Origin of the sequence: Pseudomonas sp. IT-232MI5 (assembly GCF_949767845.1) — a bacterium.
In the GTDB taxonomy this organism is placed as follows: Bacteria; Pseudomonadota; Gammaproteobacteria; order Pseudomonadales; family Pseudomonadaceae; genus Aquipseudomonas.
The window spans coordinates 39,631-61,760 of record NZ_CATKQE010000059.1 but is presented as its reverse complement, the minus strand read 5'-3'; the positions used below and the strand labels follow the sequence as shown (position 1 = coordinate 61,760).

At 60.5% G+C, this 22,130-nt stretch carries 13 protein-coding genes; 12 read left to right on the top strand and 1 reads right to left on the bottom strand.

Annotation, left to right across the window (positions count from 1 at the left end; all coding sequences use genetic code 11):
* The first annotated feature begins 74 nt into the window (after positions 1 to 74).
* From ACM6JQ_RS25215 to ACM6JQ_RS25170, 10 genes are all read left to right on the top strand, one after another.
* Entirely contained in the window at positions 75 to 1,520 is a 1,446-nt protein-coding gene (locus ACM6JQ_RS25215) for a serralysin family metalloprotease (protein WP_007914895.1), read from the top strand.
* Positions 1,521 to 1,613: 93 nt separating this feature from the next.
* Positions 1,614 to 2,036, top strand: coding sequence for an AprI/Inh family metalloprotease inhibitor (locus ACM6JQ_RS25210; RefSeq protein WP_414894849.1), 423 nt, complete (start codon positions 1,614 to 1,616; stop codon positions 2,034 to 2,036).
* Positions 2,037 to 2,245: 209 nt separating this feature from the next.
* Positions 2,246 to 4,021, top strand: a complete 1,776-nt coding sequence (locus tag ACM6JQ_RS25205; protein ID WP_007914893.1) for a type I secretion system permease/ATPase — start codon at positions 2,246 to 2,248, stop codon at positions 4,019 to 4,021.
* A complete protein-coding gene (locus ACM6JQ_RS25200) occupies positions 4,018 to 5,367 on the top strand; it encodes an HlyD family type I secretion periplasmic adaptor subunit (protein ID WP_007914892.1) in 1,350 nt (449 codons plus the stop codon). The genes ACM6JQ_RS25205 and ACM6JQ_RS25200 overlap by 4 nt, the downstream gene beginning before the upstream one ends.
* Before the next feature lie 2 nt (positions 5,368 to 5,369).
* Positions 5,370 to 6,740: a TolC family outer membrane protein gene (locus ACM6JQ_RS25195; RefSeq protein WP_007914891.1), complete on the top strand. Its 1,371-nt coding sequence runs from the start codon at positions 5,370 to 5,372 to the stop codon at positions 6,738 to 6,740.
* 316 nt (positions 6,741 to 7,056) lie between these two features.
* Positions 7,057 to 10,017 carry an autotransporter domain-containing protein gene (locus ACM6JQ_RS25190; RefSeq protein ID WP_414894848.1) on the top strand — a complete coding sequence of 987 codons (2,961 nt, stop codon included), beginning with the start codon at positions 7,057 to 7,059 and terminating at the stop codon, positions 10,015 to 10,017.
* Between the two features lie 88 nt (positions 10,018 to 10,105).
* A complete protein-coding gene (locus ACM6JQ_RS25185) occupies positions 10,106 to 13,183 on the top strand; it encodes an autotransporter domain-containing protein (protein ID WP_414894847.1) in 3,078 nt (1,025 codons plus the stop codon).
* Positions 13,184 to 13,240: 57 nt separating this feature from the next.
* The gene (locus ACM6JQ_RS25180) at positions 13,241 to 14,929 is read left to right on the top strand and encodes a polyurethanase (RefSeq protein ID WP_414894846.1); all 1,689 of its coding nucleotides are present in this window, start codon (positions 13,241 to 13,243) and stop codon (positions 14,927 to 14,929) included.
* 197 nt (positions 14,930 to 15,126) lie between these two features.
* Positions 15,127 to 16,980, top strand: a complete 1,854-nt coding sequence (locus ACM6JQ_RS25175) for a polyurethanase (RefSeq protein WP_123375156.1) — start codon at positions 15,127 to 15,129, stop codon at positions 16,978 to 16,980.
* Positions 16,981 to 17,221: 241 nt separating this feature from the next.
* Positions 17,222 to 17,596, top strand: a complete 375-nt coding sequence (locus ACM6JQ_RS25170) for a hypothetical protein (protein WP_414894845.1) — start codon at positions 17,222 to 17,224, stop codon at positions 17,594 to 17,596.
* 144 nt (positions 17,597 to 17,740) lie between these two features.
* Here ACM6JQ_RS25170 and ACM6JQ_RS25165 read toward each other — a convergent pair whose 3' ends face one another.
* Complete coding sequence (locus ACM6JQ_RS25165) at positions 17,741 to 17,965, bottom strand: YgdI/YgdR family lipoprotein (protein WP_042705060.1); 225 nt, start codon at positions 17,963 to 17,965, stop codon at positions 17,741 to 17,743.
* Between the two features lie 194 nt (positions 17,966 to 18,159).
* Between ACM6JQ_RS25165 and ACM6JQ_RS25160 the strand changes: the two genes are divergently transcribed.
* Positions 18,160 to 19,812, top strand: a complete 1,653-nt coding sequence (locus ACM6JQ_RS25160) for a VRR-NUC domain-containing protein (RefSeq protein ID WP_414894844.1) — start codon at positions 18,160 to 18,162, stop codon at positions 19,810 to 19,812.
* Positions 19,809 to 22,127, top strand: coding sequence for an ATP-dependent DNA helicase (locus ACM6JQ_RS25155; RefSeq protein ID WP_414894843.1), 2,319 nt, complete (start codon positions 19,809 to 19,811; stop codon positions 22,125 to 22,127). Before ACM6JQ_RS25160 ends, ACM6JQ_RS25155 begins: the two co-directional genes overlap by 4 nt.
* Positions 22,128 to 22,130: the final 3 nt, after the last annotated feature.

Below are 22,130 nucleotides of genomic sequence, written 5' to 3'. Positions count from 1 at the left end.
GTGATAGGACGACCTCGCCAGAGATCGTCCTGTCGGACAAAAACTGTTCCATTGCTAAACAAGGAAGTGTGTTTATGTCGAAAGTTAAAGCGAATGCTATTGATACTGCCGAACAGGCTTTCCAGCTGTCAGCCTTCAGCTCGGCGTATAACCAGATCAATAGCTTCAGCCATCAGTACGATCGTGGCGGCAACCTCACGGTCAATGGCAAACCCTCCTACTCCGTCGACCAGGCCGCCACCCAGTTGCTGCGCGACGGTGCTGCCTACCAGGACAAGGACGGCAGCGGCAAGATCGAACTCACCTATACGTTCCTGACTTCGGCATCGTCCAGCACGATGTACAAGCACGGGATCACCGGGTTCAGTCAGTTCAGTGCACAACAACAAGCCCAGGCCAAGCTCGCCATGCAATCCTGGGCTGACGTGGCCAATGTGACCTTCACCGAGAAAGCCTCGGGCGGTGACGGCCACATGACCTTCGGTAACTACAGCGGTGGCCAGGATGGCGCTGCAGCGTTCGCTTATCTGCCAGGCACTGGCGCCGGTTATGACGGCACCTCGTGGTACCTGATCAACAGTGGCTACACGCAGAACAAGAATCCGGATCTGAACAACTACGGTCGTCAGACCCTGACTCACGAAATTGGTCACAGCCTGGGTCTCGCTCACCCTGGCGACTACAACGCCGGTAATGGCAACCCGACCTACAACGACGCGTCCTACGGGCAGGACACCCGCGGCTACAGCGTCATGAGCTACTGGAGCGAAAGCAACACCAATCAGAACTTCAGCAAGGGCGGGGTCGAAGCGTATTCGTCCGGCCCACTGATGGACGATATCGCTGCCATCCAGAAGCTCTACGGTGCCAACCTGACAACCCGTACCGGTGACACCACCTACGGCTTCAACTCCAACACTGGCCGCGATTTCCTCAGCGCTTCGTCGTCGAGTGACAAAGTGGTGTTCTCGGTGTGGGACGCGGGCGGCAAAGATACTCTGGACTTCTCGGGTTTCACTCAGAACCAGAAGATCAACCTCAATGACGCCTCGTTCTCCGACGTTGGCGGCATGGTAGGTAACGTGTCCATCGCCAAGGGCGCGATCATCGAGAACGCCATTGGCGGCTCGGGTAACGATCTGCTGATCGGCAACAGCGTGGCCAACGAGCTCAAGGGTGGTGCCGGCAACGACATCCTCTACGGCGCTGGCGGTGCTGACAAGTTGTGGGGCGGTGCTGGTTCGGACACCTTTGTGTTCGCGGCCAGTTCCGATTCCAAGCCAGGTACGATCGATCAGATCCTCGATTTCGTCAGCGGTCTGGACAAAATCGACCTGACTGGCATCACCAACGGTGCCGGCCTGCACTTCGTCAGCAGCTTCACCGGTGCTGCCGGTGACGCGGTCCTGACGTCGTCGGGCGGCAACAGCCTGCTCTCGGTGGACTTCTCCGGGCACGGCGTGGCCGACTTCCAGGTCAGCACCGTTGGCCAGGCAGCGACCAGCGACATCGTGGCGTGATGTAGAAATGGAAAGCGGCGCGTGATGCGCCGCTTTCTTTGCTTGCATCGTATTAACAGGTAAGCAAGGCTACACGCCGGAGCGAATATTCCCATGATCAGTAAAGCTTTTACCTACAAGGTAGCGGCGTGGCTTTCGGCGGCGCTCATCATGATTTCAGGAGAAACCAGCATGGCAAGCAGCCTCAGACTCGAAGAACCCTCGGTGTTTGCCGGACAGTGGCAAGCGACATTGTCTACCCGGGATGATGATCGAGAAGCGCTAAAGCAACAGGACAAGCCTTCGAATACGTGCCTCGTGGAATTGGCAGCCAACAAAACCTTGAGCAAAGGCGCCGACTGCCTGGGTGCATGGCTTGAAGAAACCCCGATCGGCTGGTTTCCTGAGCCGGACGGTATCGCGATCACCGGTAAAGAAGGCTCAAGAATCCAGTTTTTCAGCCGACAACGTGACGGGCTTTATCTGGCGACTTTGAGATCGGGTCTGGTGATTACGCTTGAGCGCGCAGCGCAATAGCCTTGATTATTCAAACGGCGACGAAGTTTTAATATAAAGCGCCACGCAATGGTTATAAGAAACGCTGAATGGCAACTGCACCGCAGTTAATCGCGCAAGTTGTTATGAAAGTGTAAGCGGTAGACGAAAAAAGCAAGTTCCGACGTTGCACGGATCATTAATTCGAATCTTGCCAATGAATGGCGGGAAATATTTTCCAGGAATAATCAATGAAGATGGCGAAGGCCCCAGCCACCGCTCCCTTAATCAAGGCATTGGGTGACTATAAAAGTATCCTGATCAGCGTCGGTTGCTTTACCGCGCTGATTAACGTGCTGATGCTGGTGCCCTCCATCTATATGCTCCAGGTCTATGACCGGGTGCTGTCGTCGCAGAACGAAACGACCCTGGCGATGCTGTCGTTGATGGTCGTCGGCTTCTTTGCCTTCATCGGCATGCTGGAAGTGATCCGCAGCTTTATCGTGATTCGCATCGGCAGCCAGTTGGAGCGCCGCTTCAACCTGCGTGTTTATCAAGCGGCGTTCGAACGCAACCTGTTCAAGGGCGAGGGCAACGCCGGGCAGTCGCTGGGCGACCTCACGCACATTCGTCAATTCGTTACCGGGCCGGCGCTGTTCGCGTTTTTCGATGCGCCGTGGTTCCCGGTCTATCTGTTCGTGATTTACCTGTTCAACGTCTGGCTCGGCGTGCTCGCCACCGCAGGCGCACTGTTGCTGATCGGGCTGGCCTGCCTCAACGAATACATGACCAAAAAGCCACTGGGCGAAGCCGCCGGTTATTCGCAGAAGTCCAGCCAGTTGGCCACCAGCCATTTGCACAACGCCGAAACCATTCAGGCGATGGGCATGCTCGGTTCCCTGCGCAAGCGCTGGTTCCAGGTGCACTCGCGCTTCCTCGGTCTGCAGAATCAGGCCAGCGACACCGGTGCGGTGATCAGCTCTGTGAGTAAAACCCTGCGCCTGTGCCTGCAATCGCTGGTCTTGGGCCTGGGCGCATTGCTGGTGATCAAGGGTGACATGACCGCCGGGATGATGATCGCCGGTTCGATCTTGATGGGTCGTGTACTGAGCCCGATCGATCAGTTGATTGCCGTGTGGAAGCAGTGGAGCGGGGCGAAGCTGGCTTACCGTCGTCTCGATGCGCTGCTGCAAGCGTTCCCGCCGAGTGACGACGCCATGGCGCTGCCCGCGCCGAAAGGCCAGATTACTTTCGAACAGGTCAGCGCCGGCCCACCGGGGCAACGCACGGCTACGTTGCAAATGGTCAATTTCAATCTGAATGCCGGCGAAGTGCTCGGCGTGCTCGGTGCTTCCGGCTCCGGCAAATCGACGCTGGCCCGTGTGCTGGTCGGTGTCTGGCCAACCCTCGGCGGCACCGTGCGCCTCGATGGCGCGGATATTCATCGCTGGAACCGCGACCAGCTCGGCCCCTACATCGGTTATCTGCCGCAAGACATCGAACTGTTCAGCGGCAGCATCGCCGAAAACATCGCCCGTTTCAGCGAGGCTGATCCACAGAAAGTCGTCGCCGCCGCGCAACAGGCTGGCGTGCACGAAATGATCCTGCGTCTGCCGCAAGGTTACGACACGCAACTGGGCGAGGACGGCAGTGGCTTGTCCGGCGGCCAGAAGCAGCGTGTGGCACTGGCGCGTTCGATGTACGGCACGCCGAGCCTGGTGGTGCTGGATGAACCGAATTCCAACCTCGACACCGTCGGTGAAGCGGCACTGGCCAGCGCCATTGCCGCGCTTAAAGCGCAAGGCACCACGGTGGTGCTGGTGACGCATCGCTCTTCAGTGCTGGCCCAGGCGGACAAATTGCTGGTCCTCAATGACGGGCGTCTGCAAGCCTTCGGCCCGAGTCAGGACGTGCTCAAGGCACTTTCCGGCCAGCAAGAACAACAACGGGAAAAAGCTGCACAGGCACCGGGCGGGCTCAGCATGAGTCGCCAGTATCAGCCCTCGACAAGGAATTCGGGTGTATGAGCAGCGCAAGCATGAACACTGAAAACGAAGCGAGCATGGAACACGCCTACATTACCGAGCGCCCGGAACGCGATGCAAAGTTCTTCGCGCGCATGGGCTGGATTCTGGCGATCGTCGGCGCTGGCAGTTTCTTCACTTGGGCGGCGTTGGCGCCGCTGGATCAAGGCATTCCGGTGCAAGGCACGGTCGTGGTCTCGGGCAAGCGCAAAGCCGTGCAGTCGATGAGCAGCGGCGTGGTCAGCCGGATTCTGGTGCGCGAAGGCGAAATCGTGAAGCAGGGTCAGCCGTTGTTCCGCCTCGATCAGACGCAAGTCGCCGCTGACGTGCAGTCGCTGCAGGCGCAGTACCGCATGGCCTGGGCCAGTCTCGCGCGTTGGCAGGCCGAGCGCGACAACCTCAAGCAAGTGACCTTTCCCGCCGAGCTGAGCAATGATCCGGATCCGCGTCTGGCACTGGTGCTGGAAGGTCAGCGGCAACTGTTCAGCAGCCGTCGCGAGGCCTACTACCGCGAGCAGGCCGGACTGCGTGCGAGCATCGAAGGCGCCACCGCGCAACTGGCCGGCATGCGCCGCGCCCGTACCGATCTGAATGCCCAGGCCGACTCGCTGCAACAACAGCTGAGCAACCTGCAACCGCTGGCGGACAACGGCTACATCCCGCGCAACCGCTTGATGGAGTACCAGCGTCAACTGTCGCAAGTGCAGCAGCAACTGGCGGAAAACACCGGTGAAAGCGGCCGCGTGGAACAGGGCATCCTCGAGTCGCGGCTGAAGCTGCAACAGCACGCCGAGGAATACCAGAAGGAAGTCCGCACGCAACTGGCCGACGCGCAGCTGAAAAGCGTGACCCTGTCGGAACAACTGACTTCCGCCGGTTTCGACCTGCAGCACAGCGAAATCATCGCCACCGCCGACGGCGTCGCGGTCAACCTCGGCGTGCACACCGAAGGTGCCGTGGTGCGTCAGGGTGAAACCTTGCTGGAGATCGTTCCGCAAGGCACCACGCTGGAAGTGGAAGGGCACTTGCCGATCAATCTGATCGACAAGGTCGGCACGCATTTGCCGGTGGATATTCTGTTTACCGCGTTCAACCAGAGCAAAACCCCGCGTGTACCGGGTGAAGTCAGTCTGATTTCCGCCGACCAGATGGTCGACGAGAAAACCGGCGTGCCGTACTACGTCCTGCGCAGCAGCGTCAGCGATCAGGCCATGGAAAAACTCAACGGTCTGGTGATCAAGCCCGGCATGCCGGCAGAAATGTTCGTGCGCACCGGCGAACGTTCACTCCTCAACTATCTGTTCAAACCGCTGCTCGACCGGGCCGGCTCCGCGTTGACCGAGGAATAAGGATGTTCGGCTGTATGAATAAGCTTTCCATGCTCGCGGCGGCAATGATGCTGCTCGCGAGTCACTCAGCAGTGGCGGCGATGGGGCCGTTCGAGATCTACGAACAGGCGTTGCGCAATGACCCGGTGTTCCTCGGGGCGATCAAGGAGCGTGATGCCGGCCTGGAAAACCGCGCCATTGGCCGTGCCGGCCTGCTGCCGCGCATCGGTTACACCTACAACAAGGGCCGTAACTCCTCGAAAGCCACCTCGCTGGATGAGCGCGCGCGTAATCGTACCGATGACCGCAACTACAGCAGTTACGGCTCGGCACTGACCCTGCAGCAACCGCTGCTCGATTACGAGGCGTATGCCGCGTATCGCAAAGGTGTCGCGCAGTCGTTGTTCGCCGACGAAAACTTTCGCGGCAAGAGCCAGGAACTGTTGGTCCGCGTGCTGGATAACTACACCAAGGCACTGTTCGCGCAGGATCAGATCGATATCGCCCAGGCGAAGAAGAAGGCCTACGAGCAGCAGTTCCAGCAGAACGAGCACATGTTCAAGCAAGGCGAGGGCACGCGCACCGACATTCTCGAGGCTGAGTCGCGCTATGAACTGGCGACCGCTGAAGAGATCGAAGCGCGCAATGAACAAGACGCGGCGCTGCGTGAACTGGGCGCACTGGTGGGCGTGCCGGCGGTGGATATCGGCGATCTGGCGCCGCTGGGGCAAAACTTCCAGACCTTCGCGCTGATGCCAGCCAATTACGACACCTGGCACGAAATGGCGGTGAGCAATAACCCGAATCTGGCCTCGCAGCGCCAGGCCGTGGAAGTTGCGCGTTATGAAGTGGAACGCAATCGCGCCGGGCATCTGCCGAAAATCAATGCCTATGCCTCGATGCGCCAGAACGAATCAGAAAGCGGCAATACCTACAACCAGCGCTACGAAACCAACACCATTGGTTTCGAAGTCAGCGTGCCGTTGTATGCCGGGGGCGGGGTGTCGGCGTCGACGCGTCAGGCCAGCCGCACCATGGAACAGGCGGAGTACGAGCTTGATGGCAAGACACGCGAGACGCTGATCGAACTGCGTCGTCAGTTCAGTGCGTGTTTGTCCGGGGTAAGCAAACTGCGCGCTTATCAGAAAGCGTTGAGCTCGGCGGAAGCGCTGGTGGTGTCGACCAAGCAGAGCATTCTCGGTGGCGAACGCACCAACCTCGACGCGTTGAACGCCGAGCAGCAACTGTTCACCACGCGCCGTGATCTGGCGCAGGCTCGGTATGACTATTTGATGGCGTGGACCAAGTTGCATTACTACGCCGGGACCTTGAACGAGCAGGATCTGGCGCGGGTGGATGAGGCTTTTGTGGTCGCTCACCAGCCCTCACCCTAACCCTCTCCCAGAGGGAGAGGGGACCGATCGGGGGATATTTTAGAAGTACGCCGACCTGATCGAGCGTCACCGAATCCAACATCGACCGGGGTTTTCAGGTCGATGTATGACGCGAGACATCTCGGTCAGCTCCCTCTCCCTCGGGAAGAGGGCTGGGGTGAGGGGATGTGCTTTACCTAATCCACAATCGACCCAGGTTTTTCAGGTCGATGAATGACGCAAGACACCTCGGTCGGCTCCCTCTCCAGGGGGAGAGGGCTGGGGTGAGGGGAACAGGCAACACCGCAAAAGAACCTGCATAAAACAATAAAAGTGAATGGTGAACATGGACGGACGTATCAAACCTATTTCGCTCGGCACCTTGCTGCTTGCGATTTCCGCAAACCCCGCTCAGGCGCAATACCTGGAACCTGGAAAACCCGGCGATCCGGCCAGTTGGCGCACTGCCGAATTCCTCCGTGACTGGGGCCTTGAGCGGATGCAGGCCGACAAAGCCTACGCGGCAGGATTTAGTGGCAAGGGGGTAAAAATCGGCGCCCTCGATTCCGGCTTTGACACAACTCACCCAGAGTTCGCCAGTGACCGCTATCACCCGGTGACGGCCACTGGCAGCTACGTCGATGGCTCGCCGTTCAACGTCGACGGCACCCTCAATCCCAACAACGACTCCCACGGCACCCACGTCGTCGGCACCATGGGCGCCTCGCGCGATGGCAGCGGCATGCACGGCGTGGCGTACAACGCGCAGATCTACGTCGGCAACACCAACAAGAACGACAGCTTCCTGTTCGGCCCCAATCCCGATCCGCGGTATTTCAAAGCGGTGTACGACGCGCTGGCCGATGCCGGCGTGCGCGCGATCAACAACAGTTGGGGTAGCCAGCCGCCAGATGTCAGTTACCGCACCCTCGCGGATGTGCAGAAGGCCTACGCCCAGCACTACAACCAGGGCACCTGGCTTGACGCGGCGGCCGATGTCTCGCGGCGCGGGGTGATCAACGTGTTCAGCGCCGGCAACAGCGGCTACCCGAATGCCAGCGTGCGTGCGGCACTGCCGTATTTTCAGCCGGATCTCGAAGGCCACTGGCTGGCGGTCTCCGGGCTCGATCAGAACAATCAGCAGAAGTACAACCAGTGCGGCATCGCCAAATACTGGTGCATCACCACACCGGGCGCGAAGATCGACAGCACCGTTCCCGGCGGCGGCTACGGGATCAAGTCCGGTACCTCGATGGCGGCACCCCATGCGACCGGCGCATTGGCGCTGGTCATGGAGCGTTTCCCGTACATGACCAATCAGCAAGCCCTGCAAGTGCTGCTGACCACCGCCACGCAACTGGATGGTTCGGTGACGCAAGTGCCGAATGAACAAGTCGGCTGGGGTGTCATCAACCTGGACCGGGCGATGCGGGGGCCGGGGCAGTTGATGGGGGTGTTCAATGCCAATCTGGCGGCCGGACAGAGTGACGTCTGGAGCAATGACATTTCCGACAAGGCAGGCAAAGCCCGCGAAGATGAAGCACTCGCCGAGCACTATGCGTGGGAGAAAACATTCTTCAACAAGGCTTGGTACAACGGGCTTCCGGAGAATGCCAGCCAGCAGGACAAGACGGATTATGCGGTGGGCATGGCCCGCGACGCCGCATGGGAGAACAAGATACTTCAGGGTCGCCTGATCAAGTCCGGGGCAGGGAGTCTGTATCTCACCGGGAACAATACGTTCAGTGGCGAGACCATGGTCAACGGCGGTTTGCTGAGCGTCGACGGTACATTGACTTCGACGGTGACAGTCAATGACGGCGGTACTCTTAGTGGTACTGGTGTGGTCGGCGGATTGATCCTCAACCGCACCGGCCGCGTTGCGCCCGGCCACTCCATCGGCACGCTCAGCGTGATGCGTGACGTCCTTATGGGGGATCTTTCGACTTACGAGGTAGAGGTGTCGCCAGCGAGCAGCGACCGAATCGTTGCCGAAGGCATGGCTGCCCCCGGTCAGGGTGCGGTCAGCGTGTCGCTGGAAAACAGTCCAACCCTGCTCAGTGCCGTCGAAGCGAGAAGCCTGCTCGGTAATCGTTACGTCATCCTGGAGGCGAAGAGCGGAATATGGGGCCAGTTTGGCAGTGTTCAACCGAACTATCTGTTCATCGGCGGCGTCCTCGATTACGGCGTCACCACCATTGAACTGAGTATCGAGCGCAACGCGACCTCTTTTGCCAGTGTTGGCCTGACCCCGAATCAGCGCGCGGTGGCGACGGCTGCGGAAAGTCTGGGCGCAGGCAACTCGGTGTATGAAAGCCTGCTGCTCTCGGAAAATGCCGCGTCTGCGCAACAGGCGTTCCAGCAACTGAGCGGCGAAATCCATCCAGCGCTGGGCACGATGCTGATCAACGACAGCCGCCAGTTGCGTGATGCAGTGGGCGAGCGTTTGCGCGATAACAATGCTGCGCAAAGCAATGGCTGGATCAAAGCCCTCGGCGCTTGGGGCACGACCGATTCGAGCCACGACACAGCGGGCTATAGCACGTCGATTGGCGGTCTGCTGGCCGGTGTCGATGGCGCGCTGGATGAGCAGACGCGCATCGGTCTGGTCACCGGTTATAGCGACAGTTCGCTGAGCATGGGCTCGGGCACGCATTCGTCGGCCAAGGTCGACAGCTATCACTTAGGCGCGTACGCCGGCCGTGAAATCGGCGCGTGGCGCTTGAGCACCGGCGCGGCATACAGCTGGCATCGCGCCGATGTGAAACGCGATCTGCAATACAGCGACCTCAGTGCCAAACAGAAAACCAAGGTCGATGCCACCTCCACGCAAGTATTCGGCGAAGCGGCTTATCGCCTGCACCTGCAACCACTGGCGCTGGAGCCGTTCGCCAACCTGGCTTACGTGCATCTGGACACTGAAGGTTTCACCGAGAAGGGCGACGCCGCGGCGCTGAAAAGTTCGGGTGATCAACGTGACGCGGTGCTCAGCACACTCGGCGTGCGGGCGATCAAGACCTTCAATCTTTCGCCTCAACAATCATTGGACGTGAGCGGCCACCTCGGCTGGCAGCACAGCCTCAGCGACATCGATTCCGAGCAGCATTTGCGCTTTGCCAGCGGCGGCACGCCGTACGCGGTGGAGAGTTCGGCGCTGGTGCGCGATGCCGCGCTCGTTGGCGTGCAGGCCAGCCTGGCGTTGAGCAAGGACGTGCGCGTCAACCTTGATTACAACGGACAACTGGCCAATCGCGAGAAAAGCCATGGCGTCGGCCTGAGCCTGAACTGGCAGTTCTAACCCACGCTGATCGTTCCCACGCGGAGCGTGGGAACGATCAGAGCTGAAGAGACGGATTTTTCGCAACAACACTAAGGAAGGTCGCTGGATGAATAACAATAAAACCCCCGCGCAAACGGGTGGCCGCTTTGCCCTGAAATCCCTCACGCTCGCCGTACTCTGTGCAATCGGCACGGCACACGCTGCGCCGTACGTGGAGAGCGGTCGCACGGGCGATCCGTCGAGTTGGCGCAGTGCCGAGTTTCAGGCCGATTGGGGTCTGGGCGCGATCGGTGCCGATCATGCTTACGCCGCCGGCTATACCGGTAAAGGCGTGAAACTGGGGATCTTCGACCAGCCGGTGTACGCCGCGCACCCGGAGTTTTCCGGCAGCAATAAAGTCGTCACCCTGGTCACCAGCGGAATTCGCGAATATACCGATCCGTATATCCCGGTCAAAGCCGGCGATGCGTTCCGCTATGACGGTTCGCCCTCGGTCGGCTCCGACGGCAAACTCGGCGCCCACGGCACCCACGTCGGCGGTATCGCCGCCGGCAGTCGCGACGGCGGACCGATGCACGGTGTGGCGTTCGGTGCGCAGATCATCAGCGCCGACAACGGTGACCCGGGTCCGGAAGACGGCATCGTTCGCGGCAACGACGGCGCGGTGTACAAGGCCGGTTGGGATGCACTGATCGCCAGCGGCGCGCGGATCATCAACAACAGTTGGGGCATCGGTATCACTGATCGTTTCGACCTCGGCGGCCGCGATCCGGCGTACCCGCATTTCACCGTCAATGACGCGCAGTTGCAGTTCAACGAGATCCGCACGCTGCTCGGCACCAAGCCTGGTGGCGCCTACGATGGCGCGATTGCCGCCGCGCGCAGCGGCATCGTGACGATCTTCGCCGCCGGCAACGACTACAACCTCAACAACCCGGACGCCATCGCCGGCCTCGGCTATTTCGTTCCGGACATCGCGCCGAACTGGATCACCGTCGCCGCGTTGCAGAAGAACCCGGACCTGGCCAGCGCCAACCCGTACATCATGAGCACGTTCTCCTCGCGCTGCGGTTACACCGCGAGTTTCTGCGTCTCGGCGCCAGGCACGAAGATCTTCAGCTCGATCATCGAAGGCACCAACGCCGACAACCTCACCACCGGCTACAAAAACTACAACGGCACCTCGATGGCCGCGCCCCACGTCGCCGGTTCCATGGCGGTGCTGATGGAGCGCTTCCCGTACATGACCGGCGATCAAGTCGCCACGGTCTTGCGCACCACCGCCACCGACCTCGGCGCGCCGGGCATCGACGCCTTGTACGGCTGGGGCATGATCAACCTGCGCAAGGGCATCGATGGCCCGTCGATGTTCGTCACTGAACAAGACATACCGGCGGAATTCCGCATCGACGGCGCGTACGGTTCCGGCCAGTTTGTCGCCGATCTACCGGGCATCGGCGCGATCATCGATCAGGGCAAACCGACCGAACGCGTGTGCACCGACATCACCTGCGGCCTCGACACCTGGCGCAACGACATTTCCGGCCACGGCGGTTTGACCAAGCAAGGTATCGGCACGCTGGTGCTGACCGGCAACAACACTTACAGCGGCCCGACCCTGGTCAATCAGGGGCGTCTGGCCATCAACGGTTCGCTGCAATCGGCGGTGACGGTGAATGACGGCGGTATCCTCGGCGGCAACGGCCACATCGGCGCGCTGTCGGTGAACAGCGGCGGTACGGTGGCGCCGGGTAACTCCATCGGCACAATGAACGTGGCCGGTGACGTGACCTTTGCACCGGGTTCGACCTACGCCGTAGAGCTGTCGCCGACCAGCAGCGATCAGATCATCGCCACGGGTAAAGCGGTCATCGAAGGCGCCACGGTGAGCATGTCGCTGGAAAACAGCCCGACACTGCTGACCACCAACGAGGTGCAAAGCCTGCTCGGCACGCGCTACAACATCCTGCAAGCGGCCGGCGGCATTGAAGGGCGCTTCGGTCAGGTGTTGCCGGATTACGCCTTCCTCGGTGGCACGCTGGCGTACTCGGCCGATGGCATCCAGTTGGCCGTCGGGCGTAACGAGGCTTCGTTCGCCAGCGTCGGTCTGACGCCAAACCAGCGCGCGGTGGGCGCTGCGGCGGAACGGCTGGGCGCTGGCAATGCGCTGTTCGAAACCCTGTTGCTGTCGCCGAATGCGGCGTCGGCGCAGCAAGCGTTCCAGCAACTGTCCGGTGAAATCCATCCGGCCATTGGCACGATGCTGATCAACGACAGCCGTTACCTGCGTGAAGCCGTCGGCGAGCGTCTGCGTGAGCGTGATCTGTTCAATGCCAGCGCACCGACTGACGATCGCAGCAACGCCTGGGTCAAAGTGTTGGGGTCGTGGGGCAAGAGCGATGGCGGGCATGACAATGCCGACTCCAACAGCTCCATTGGCGGCCTGCTGGCCGGTGTTGATGGCTTGATCGCTGAAGATACCCGTCTGGGTTTCGTTACCGGTTATAGCGACAGCTCGTTGAGCATGGGCAGCGGCACGCATTCGTCGGCGTCGGTCGACAGCTACCACTTGGGTGCGTACCTGGGGCATCAGATCGATGCGCTGCGGCTGACCGTCGGCGGCGCCTACAGCTGGCACCGTGTCGACGTCAAACGTGACCTGCAGTTCGGGGACGTCAACAGTAAACAAAAGACCAAGCACGATGCCGTCACCACTCAAGTGTTCACCGAGGCCGCTTATGATCTGGGCCTGCAACCGATGAACTTGGAGCCGTTCGCCAATCTGGCTTACGTGCACCTCAATACCGAAAGCTTCACCGAGAAGGGTGACGCCGCGGCCTTGAAGGGCGGTGAGGACAATCGCGATGTGGTGCTGTCGACCCTCGGCGTGCGCGCCAAGCGTTCGTTCGCCTTGTCGGATCAGCATCAGCTGGAACTGGGCGCGAGCCTCGGCTGGCAGCACAACCTGAACAACGTCGATGCTGACAGCCATCTGGCCTTTGCCAACGGCAACAGCGCGTTCACCGTGCAGGGCGTGTCGATGGATCGCGACGCCGCGGTGGTCGGCGTGCGGGCAGGTCTGGCGCTCAACCGCGATGTGCGGGTGAACCTGGATTACAACGGCCTGATTGGCTCAAACGAGAAGGACCACGGTGTGGGTCTGACCCTCGACTGGCAGTTCTAAAGCGTACCGGCAGCTCTGCACAGAGCTGCCGGTTTCTGAAGGAAGAGAGAGCACAACATGGGACTGTTCGATTATAAAAATGCCGATGGCAAAGCGTTGTACAGCGACGCCATCGCGCTGACGCTATATGCCTACACGCCGACCGGCAAGCCGCTGCCGGCCACCGCCTGGACGCCGCTCACGGCGACGGCGCTGGGCTATCAGGGCAAAGTCGGGCCGCAGGGCACGTTCTTCGGCGAGAAGGACGGCTTCACCAGCGCCGAGGCCGAAGTGCTCGGCAAATACGACGCCGCCGGCAAACTGATCGGCATCGGCGTGGCCTTTCGTGGCACCGGCGGGCTCGGTTACAGCGATACCTTCGGCGACCTGAAAAACAACCTGCTGGCCGCCATCGGGCCTTCGGATTACGCGAGCAATTACGCTAAAAACGCCTTCGACAATTTGCTCAAGGCTGTCGCGGCATTCGCCATTGCCAACGGCATCGCCGCCAAGGACGTCCTGCTCAGTGGCCACAGCCTCGGCGGGCTCGGCGTCAACAGCGTTGCCGAATTGAGCGCGAGCAACTGGGGCGGCTTCTACAAGGACGCCAACTACATCACCTTCGCCTCGCCCACCCAGAGCAGCACCGGCAATAACGTGCTGAATATCGGTTTCGAGAACGACCCGGTGTTCCGCGTGCTCGATGGCACCACGTTCAGCACAGCCTCGATGGGCAAGCACGACAAACCCCACGATTCGACCACCGACAACATCGTCAACTTCAACGACAACTACGCGTCCACCGCGCAGAACCTGGTGCCGTTCAGCATCGTCAATCCGCTGAACTGGTCGGCCCACAGCTCGCTGGGCTATGCCGATGGCTTGAATCGGGTCATCGATTCGAAGTTCTACAACCTGACGCATAAAGACTCGACGATTATCGTCTCCAATCTGGAAGAAGCGTCCCGGGGCAAAACCTGGGTCGAGGATCTGGGGCGCAGCGGTGAGCCGCACACCGGCAGCACCTTCATTATCGGCACTCAGAGCAACGACTGGCTCAAGGGCGGCGCGGGCAACGACTTCCTCGAAGGCCTGGGCGGCGATGACCGTTTCCGTGATGACGGCGGCTATAACATCCTGCTCGGTGGCCAGGGCCACAACACCTTCGAGCTGCAGAAACCGTTGCAGAACTTCAGCTTCGCCAACGACGGTGACGGCACGCTGTACGTGCGCGATGCCTACGGCGGTATCAGCATGACCCGCGACATCGGCGCGCTGGTGAGCAAGGAGTCGGGCTCGTGGTGGGGCAGCAAGGAAATCACCTGGGGCGTTACGGCCAAGGGTTTGACCAATGGCAGCGAGCTGACCCAGTACAACCACTCGCTCAGTGGCGACGGCTACGGTAATGCGCTGCACGCCACGGCTGACGGTGACTGGCTGTTTGGCCTTGGTGGCGATGACAAGCTGATCAGCGACAAAGGCCATGTGACCTTCGTCGGTGGCGCCGGTAACGACGTGATGACTGCCGTAGGTGGCAACAACACCTTCCTGTTCAGCGGTGCGTTCGGTTTCGATGCCATCAACGGTTATCAGGGCAGCGACAAACTGGTGTTCATGGGCGTTGAAGGCGCGGGGCAGGGCTACGACTACAAGCAACACGCGGCGCAGACCGGCAGCGATACCGTGCTGAAGATTGGCGACTATGCCGTGACCCTGATCGGGGTGGGAGTGGCTAACCTGTCGGACTCGGCGTTCGTTTTCGCCTAGTAACCCCTGTAGGAGTGAGCCTGCTCGCGATAGCGGTGTGTCAGTTTGCATTTTTTCATCTGGCACACCGCTATCGCGAGCAGGCTCACTCCTACAGTTAAAAGCTATGTAGATTCTGAAATGCTCCGGGGCGTCCCCGTGGGGCGCCCTGGCTGTGAGCTATCTCTAACAATTCCAACAAGAGAGAGGCAATAGCAATGGGTGTGTATGACTACAAGAACTTCGGCACAGCCGATTCCAAGGCGTTGTTCAGTGATGCCATGGCAATCACGCTGTATTCCTACCACAACCTCGATAACGGCTTTGCCGCCGGTTATCAGCACAACGGTTTCGGCCTTGGCCTGCCCGCCACGCTGGTCACGGCGCTGCTCGGCGGTACCGATTCGCAAGGGGTGATTCCCGGCATTCCGTGGAACCCCGACTCGGAAAAACTCGCCCTCGACGCCGTGAAAAAGGCCGGCTGGACGCCCATCACCGCCTCGCAGTTAGGCTACGACGGCAAGACCGACGCGCGGGGAACTTTCTTCGGCGAGAAGGCCGGTTACACCACCGCGCAAGTGGAAATCCTCGGCAAGTACGACGCTCAGGGCCATCTCACCGAGCTTGGCATTGCCTTTCGTGGCACCAGCGGCCCACGTGAAAACCTGATCCTCGACTCCATCGGCGACGTGATCAACGACCTGCTCGCCGCCTTCGGTCCCAAGGATTACGCCAAGAATTATGTCGGCGAAGCGTTCGGCAATCTGCTCAATGATGTGGTGGCGTTTGCCAAGGCCAACGGCCTCAGCGGCAAGGACGTGCTGGTCAGTGGTCACAGCCTCGGCGGCCTGGCGGTCAACAGCATGGCGGATCTGAGTGGCGGCAAGTGGGGCGGTTTCTTTGCCGATTCCAACTACATCGCCTACGCCTCGCCAACGCAAAGCAGTACCGACAAAGTGCTCAACGTCGGCTACGAAAACGACCCGGTGTTCCGCGCCCTCGACGGTTCGACCTTCACCGGCGCCTCCGTCGGCGTGCACGATGCGCCCAAAGTATCGGCCACCGACAACATCGTCAGCTTCAACGATCACTACGCCTCAACCGCGTGGAATCTGCTGCCGTACTCGATCCTCAACATTCCCACCTGGATCTCGCACTTGCCGACCGCGTATGGCGACGGCATGAACCGGGTGATCGACTCAAAATTCTACGACCTGACCAGTCGCGACTCGACGATCATCGTCGCCAACCTCTCGGACCCGGCGCGGGCCAACACCTGGGTGCAGGACCTCAACCGTAACGCCGAAACCCACAAGGGCAGCACGTTCATCATCGGCAGCGACGCCAACGACTTGATCCAGGGCGGCAGCGGCAACGATTACCTGGAAGGCCGCGCCGGCAATGACACCTTCCGCGATGGCGGTGGCTACAACGTCATCCTTGGCGGGCAGGGCAGCAACACCCTCGATCTGCAAAGCGCGGTGAAGAACTTCGACTTCGCCAACGACGGCGCCGGCAATCTGTACGTGCGCGATGCCAACGGCGGGATCAGCATTACCCGCGACATCGGTAGCATCATTACCAAAGAGCCGGGGTTTCTCTGGGGCCTGTTCAAGGACGATGTGACCCACAGCGTCACGGCCAGCGGCTTGAAGGTCGGCAGTAACGTCACCGCGTACGAGTCCAGCGTCAAAGGCACCGCTGGCGCCGACACGCTGAAGGCACATGCCGGTGGCGACTGGTTGTTCGGCCTGGATGGCAACGATCACCTGATTGGTGGTACCGGCAATGACGTGTTTGTCGGCGGCGCTGGCAATGACCTGATGGAGTCGGGGGGCGGGGCGGATACGTTCCTGTTCAACGGTGCGTTTGGGCAGGATCGGGTGGTGGGTTACACGTCGAATGACAAACTGGTGTTTCTTGGCGTGCAGGGAGTTTTGCCGGCGGAGGACTTCCGTGCCCATGCCGCGACCGTTGGACAGGATACGGTGCTGACGTTTGGCAACGATTCGGTGACGTTGGTCGGGGTGTCACTCAACAGCCTGAGTGCTGACGGTGTTGTGATCGCCTGAGGTTGATGGGGTGCTGGTAAGGGCCCTTTCGCGAGCAGGCTCGCTCCCACACTGGATCTGTGTCCTTTGCAAAACCCCTGTGGGAGCGAGGCTGCTCGCGAAGAACGATAACTCGGTTTCAAAAGTGACTCGATGGCCACGACCTGACTCAAATCCCTGCGAAAACAGCAAGTGCGGCCTAAAGCCAGTACGTGCGCACACGTTCTACAGCTAGCCGCCATTGAGTACAGGAGATTCAAACGTGAAAGGTTTCAAGGGGTATGTCGGGTTCGTTGTACTGGCGCTGGGTTCGGCCAATGCCTGCGCCGATCTGCCTCAAAGCTCGATTCTGAGCCGTTACGGCGTTACCACCGACCAACTGCCGAGCCCGCCGAAAACCGAGGCGGTCGAACCGGTCGAAGAGAAGAGTCGCTTTCAGATTCAGCCCGAACAACCGTTCGTGACCCTGCGCCTGGGTGACGGTAAACAGCCGCAGACCACCGGCAATCTGAGCATCGATCGTATGGCGCAGCAGGATCTGGAACGCTGCCGGCGCTTGCAGGGGGAAGTGGTCAAGCGGGGTGGCACGTACATGCCTTGCGACGGCAGCCTGCCGGGTATGCCGACTTTCGAATAACACAAAGCTGCCCTGATATGATCGTTCCCACGCGCAGCAAAGGAATGCAGCCCGGGACGCTCCGCGTCCCATCCAGAGGCGAACGCGGAGCGTCCGTTGAGGCATTCCCACGCAGAGCGTGGGAACGATCGACACGAGCGAAACCTAGTCTTCTTCGCGAACCGTGGCGACCTCATCAGCACGGACCTTCACCTTGGCTCCGGAAATATCCTCGAACTCATAGAAGCCATCCTTGGTTTTGGTCTTCGGCATGTCCTTGGTCAGATACTGGGTGCCGTTCTGCAGAGTGACCACCGTCGGGGTCGAGCAACCGGCCAGTGTCAGCGCCGCAGCGATGGCGAAAGGGATGCCCAGTGATTTGATTTTCATACCCACCTCTAAATCCTCATTCGATGTGATGCCGAGCATTGTCGGCCCTCTAACGCGGTTGGTGCCATCCCCGAGGGAAAAGTTCGATGGCCCGGCGAAAAAATGCCATTGATCATTTTCCGTTTGCGCCGGGCAGGGCACAGCTGGTATCTGTACGCATAACCAGTACTCGTTCGCCATGGCCCAGAATTCCCGTGACTGCCAATCCCCTCGACGACCCGTTCTATTACCTCAACAACTTCCGGCAAGTGCTTGATTGGCTTGAGCTTCGCTATGCCGATGTGATGAGTGAAACGGAACACACGTTCATTCGCGACTTCAAGGCCTTGCCCCGAGCGTCGCAGGGTTTGCTGGTGCGGATGGTCATGCGCAAGGGCGTGCATTTTCGTGCCGGCAAACTCAATTACGTTGAAATCGGCGACATCGCCGTGGCCGCGCAACCCTTGCTGGACCATGGCTGGATCGATGAGCACGCGCCGCTGGCCCTCGCCGAGTTGTTCGACGTGTTGCTCAAGGCCGAGATCCTGCAAGCCTTTGCAGCCTTCATCGAGCAGCCCAAGGGTCGCAAGGACGATTGGCTGCCGGTACTGGCCGAGCAGTTTGCTGACACTCGCAGCCTGCGCGACTGGGCGCCGCTGCTCGATGATCGTTTGTTCAGCCTGACCATCATGGACTTGTGCGACCGCTTGCGGCTGATGTTCTTCGGCAACCTGTATCAAGACTGGTCGGAATTCGTTCTCGCCGACCTTGGCATCTTCACCTATGAAAAAGTCGAATTCTGCGCCGACTCGCGGGGCCTGCGCAGTCGCGCAGACGTCGACGCCTGCCTGTTCCTGCACAACTGCCAATTGCGTTTCGAGGCCGGTGAGCCGCTGGACACCATCGTCGCGCAGGTCAGTGCCTTGCACTTCGACAACCCGTGGCTGCAACGCCGGCGTGGCAAGGTGTTGTTCCAGATCGGTCAGTATTGCGAGCGCATCAGCGAATTTGCCCTGGCCCTGAGCATTTACCGCGACTGCGCCTATCCCGGCGCCCGTTTGCGCATGATCCGCGTGCTCGAGCGCAGCGGCGAATACCCGTCGGCGCTGGAACTCGCCACACTGGCAGAACAGGCACCGGAAAGTGCCGCCGAGCAGCAGGGCCTGCAACGGATTCTGCCAAGGCTGCGGCGCAAACTCGGTGGCCCGCCACTCAAGCGCACAGCGGCCAGACCGGTCGAGCGTCTGGATCTGCACTTGCCGCGCAGCGATCCTGGGTTGTCCGTGGAGTATTACGTGCAGGCGCACTTGCACGATGACGACGGCCCGGTGCATTACGTGGAAAACAGCTTGATCAATTCGCTGTTCGGCTTGTTGTGCTGGCCGGCGATCTTTGCGCCGTTGCCCGGGGCGTTTTTTCACCCGTTCCAGCGTGGCCCGGTGGACCTGCTCAACGAAGACTTCCAGCAACGCCGCGCCGAGCTGTTTCAGGCGTGCCTGAGCGAACTCGACGACGGTCGCTATGCCGCGACCATTCGCCAGCGCTTTGTCGACAAATGGGGCATCCAGTCGCCGTTCGTGTTCTGGGGCGCGGTGAATGAACAACTGCTGGAACAGGCGTTGGCCTGTCTGCCCGCCGAACATCTCAAGCACTGGTTCAACCGTTTGCTGCTCGACATCAAGGCCAACCGCGCCGGCATGCCCGACCTGATCCAGTTCTGGCCGCAGCACAAAACCTACCGGATGATTGAAGTGAAAGGCCCCGGCGATCGCCTGCAGGACAACCAATTGCGCTGGCTCGAATTCTGTCATCAACACCAGATGCCGGTGGCCGTGTGTTACGTGCAATGGGCGGAGCAGAGCGCTTGAGCTACAGCATTGCCGTGCGCGCACTGTGTGAGTTCACCGCCAAGACCGGCGACCTCGACCTGCGCTTCACTCCATCCCCCACGGCGCTGGAAGGCATCGCCGGCCACCGCACCGTGGCCTCGCGGCGCAGCGAAAAATATCAAAGTGAAGTGGCGCTGGAAGGCGAGTTCCGGCAATTGAAGGTCAAGGGCAGGGCGGACGGTTACGACCCGGCGCAAAACTGCCTGGAAGAAGTCAAAACCTACCGTGGCGACCTGAGCAAGCAACCGGCCAACCACCGCCAGTTGCATTGGGCGCAGGCGAAGATCTATGGCTGGTTGATGTGCCGCAAGCTCGAACTCGAACAGATCAATCTGGCGCTGGTGTATTTCGACATCGTCAGCGAGAAGGAAACCTGTCTGGTCGAGGCGTTCAGTGCAGATGCGTTGAAAGCTTTTTTCGAGCAGCAATGCACGCTGTTCCTGCAATGGGCCGAACAAGAAATGGCTCATCGCGAGGCGCGCAATCTCGCCGCGCAACAATTGGCGTTTCCCCATGCCGATTTTCGTCCCGGTCAGCGGCATCTGGCCGAGTCGGTGTTCAAGGCCGTCAGCACCGGACGCTGCCTGATGGCCCAAGCCCCGACCGGTATCGGCAAAACCCTCGGCACGCTGTTCCCGATGATCAAGGCTCTGGCGCCGCAGCAACTGGACAAGGTGTTTTTCCTCACTGCCAAAACACCGGGGCGCAAATTGGCGCTGGATGCCAGTCAGGTGTTGTTCGATCAGTCACCAGCCTTGCCTTTGCGGGTGCTGGAAATGGTCGCCCGCGACAAAGCCTGTGAACACCCGGACAAAGCCTGTCACGGCGAATCCTGCCCGTTGGCCCAAGGTTTTTATGATCGCCTGCCAGCCGCGCGTGAGGCAGCAAGTCGAATCCGCCTGCTCGATCAAGCGGCCATGCGCGAGGTCGCCGCGCAGCACGCGGTGTGCCCGTATTACCTCAGTCAGGAGATGGCCCGTTGGGTGGACGTGGTGATCGCCGACTACAACTATTACTTCGACTTCAGTGCCCTGTTGTTTGGGCTTGCCCAGCTCAATCAGTGGAAAGTCGCGGTGCTGGCGGACGAGGCGCATAACCTCGTCGAACGTGGCCGGCAGATGTACAGCGCCAGTCTTGATCAGTTCACCCTCGGCAGCGTGCGCAAAACCGCGCCGGCGGCGCTGAAGAACGCGTTGCAACGGGTCAACCGTGAATGGAACGCGCTGCATGCGCCGCAATTGGCGGCGTATCAGGCGTACGACAAGGCGCCGGAAAAACTCCTGCACGCCATCTCGCTGTGTTGCGCGGCCATTGGCGATTACCTCAATGACCACCCGCAGGGTCTCGACAGCGCCTTGCAGAACTTCTACTTCGACCTGCTGCAATTCGCCCGGGTGGCCGAGTTGTACGACGAGCATTACCTGTTCGATATCAGCAAGCGCGACCTCGAGCGCAAAAAGCCACTGTCGCAATTGTGCCTGCGCAATGTGGTGCCGGCCGCGTTCATTGGCCCGCGCCTGAAAGCGGCGCGCAGCAGCGTGCTGTTTTCCGCGACCCTCAGTCCGCGCCATTATTACGCTGACTTGCTCGGCACGCCCGCCGACACCGTGTGGATCGACGTTGAGTCGCCGTTTTGCGCCGAGCAGTTACAGGTGCAAATCGTCAGCCGCATCTCGACGCGTTTCAACCATCGTCAGGCCTCGCTGGAACCGATTGTCGAGCTGATCGCGCGGCAGTTCAGCGAGCGCCCCGGCAACTATCTGGCGTTTTTCAGCAGCTTCGATTATCTGCAACAAGTGGCGTCGTTGCTGGCGGAGCGTTATCCGCACATCACCCTCTGGCAGCAATCGCGGGGGATGCTCGAAGGCGCGCGGCAGGCCTTTCTCGACCAGTTCACCGCACACAGCCAGGGCATCGGCTTTGCTGTGTTGGGCGGTGCGTTTGGCGAAGGCATCGATTTGCCCGGTGCGCGGCTGATCGGCGCGTTTATTGCCACGCTGGGGTTGGCGCAGTTCAATCCGGTCAATGAACAACTCAAGTACCGCATGGCCGCCATCTTCGGTGCCGGTTACGACTACACCTACCTGTACCCCGGCGTGCAGAAAGTGGTGCAGGCCGCCGGACGAGTCATCCGTACCCGCGAGGATCGCGGCGTGGTGATGCTGATTGACGACCGCTTTGCCGAGAGCCGGATCAAACAACTGCTGCCGCGCTGGTGGGCGATCAATCATGAGACGGCTGCTTCCCAATTCGCTGGATTGCCGCATACTTCCGATCATGACAATGGCTGGTGAGTG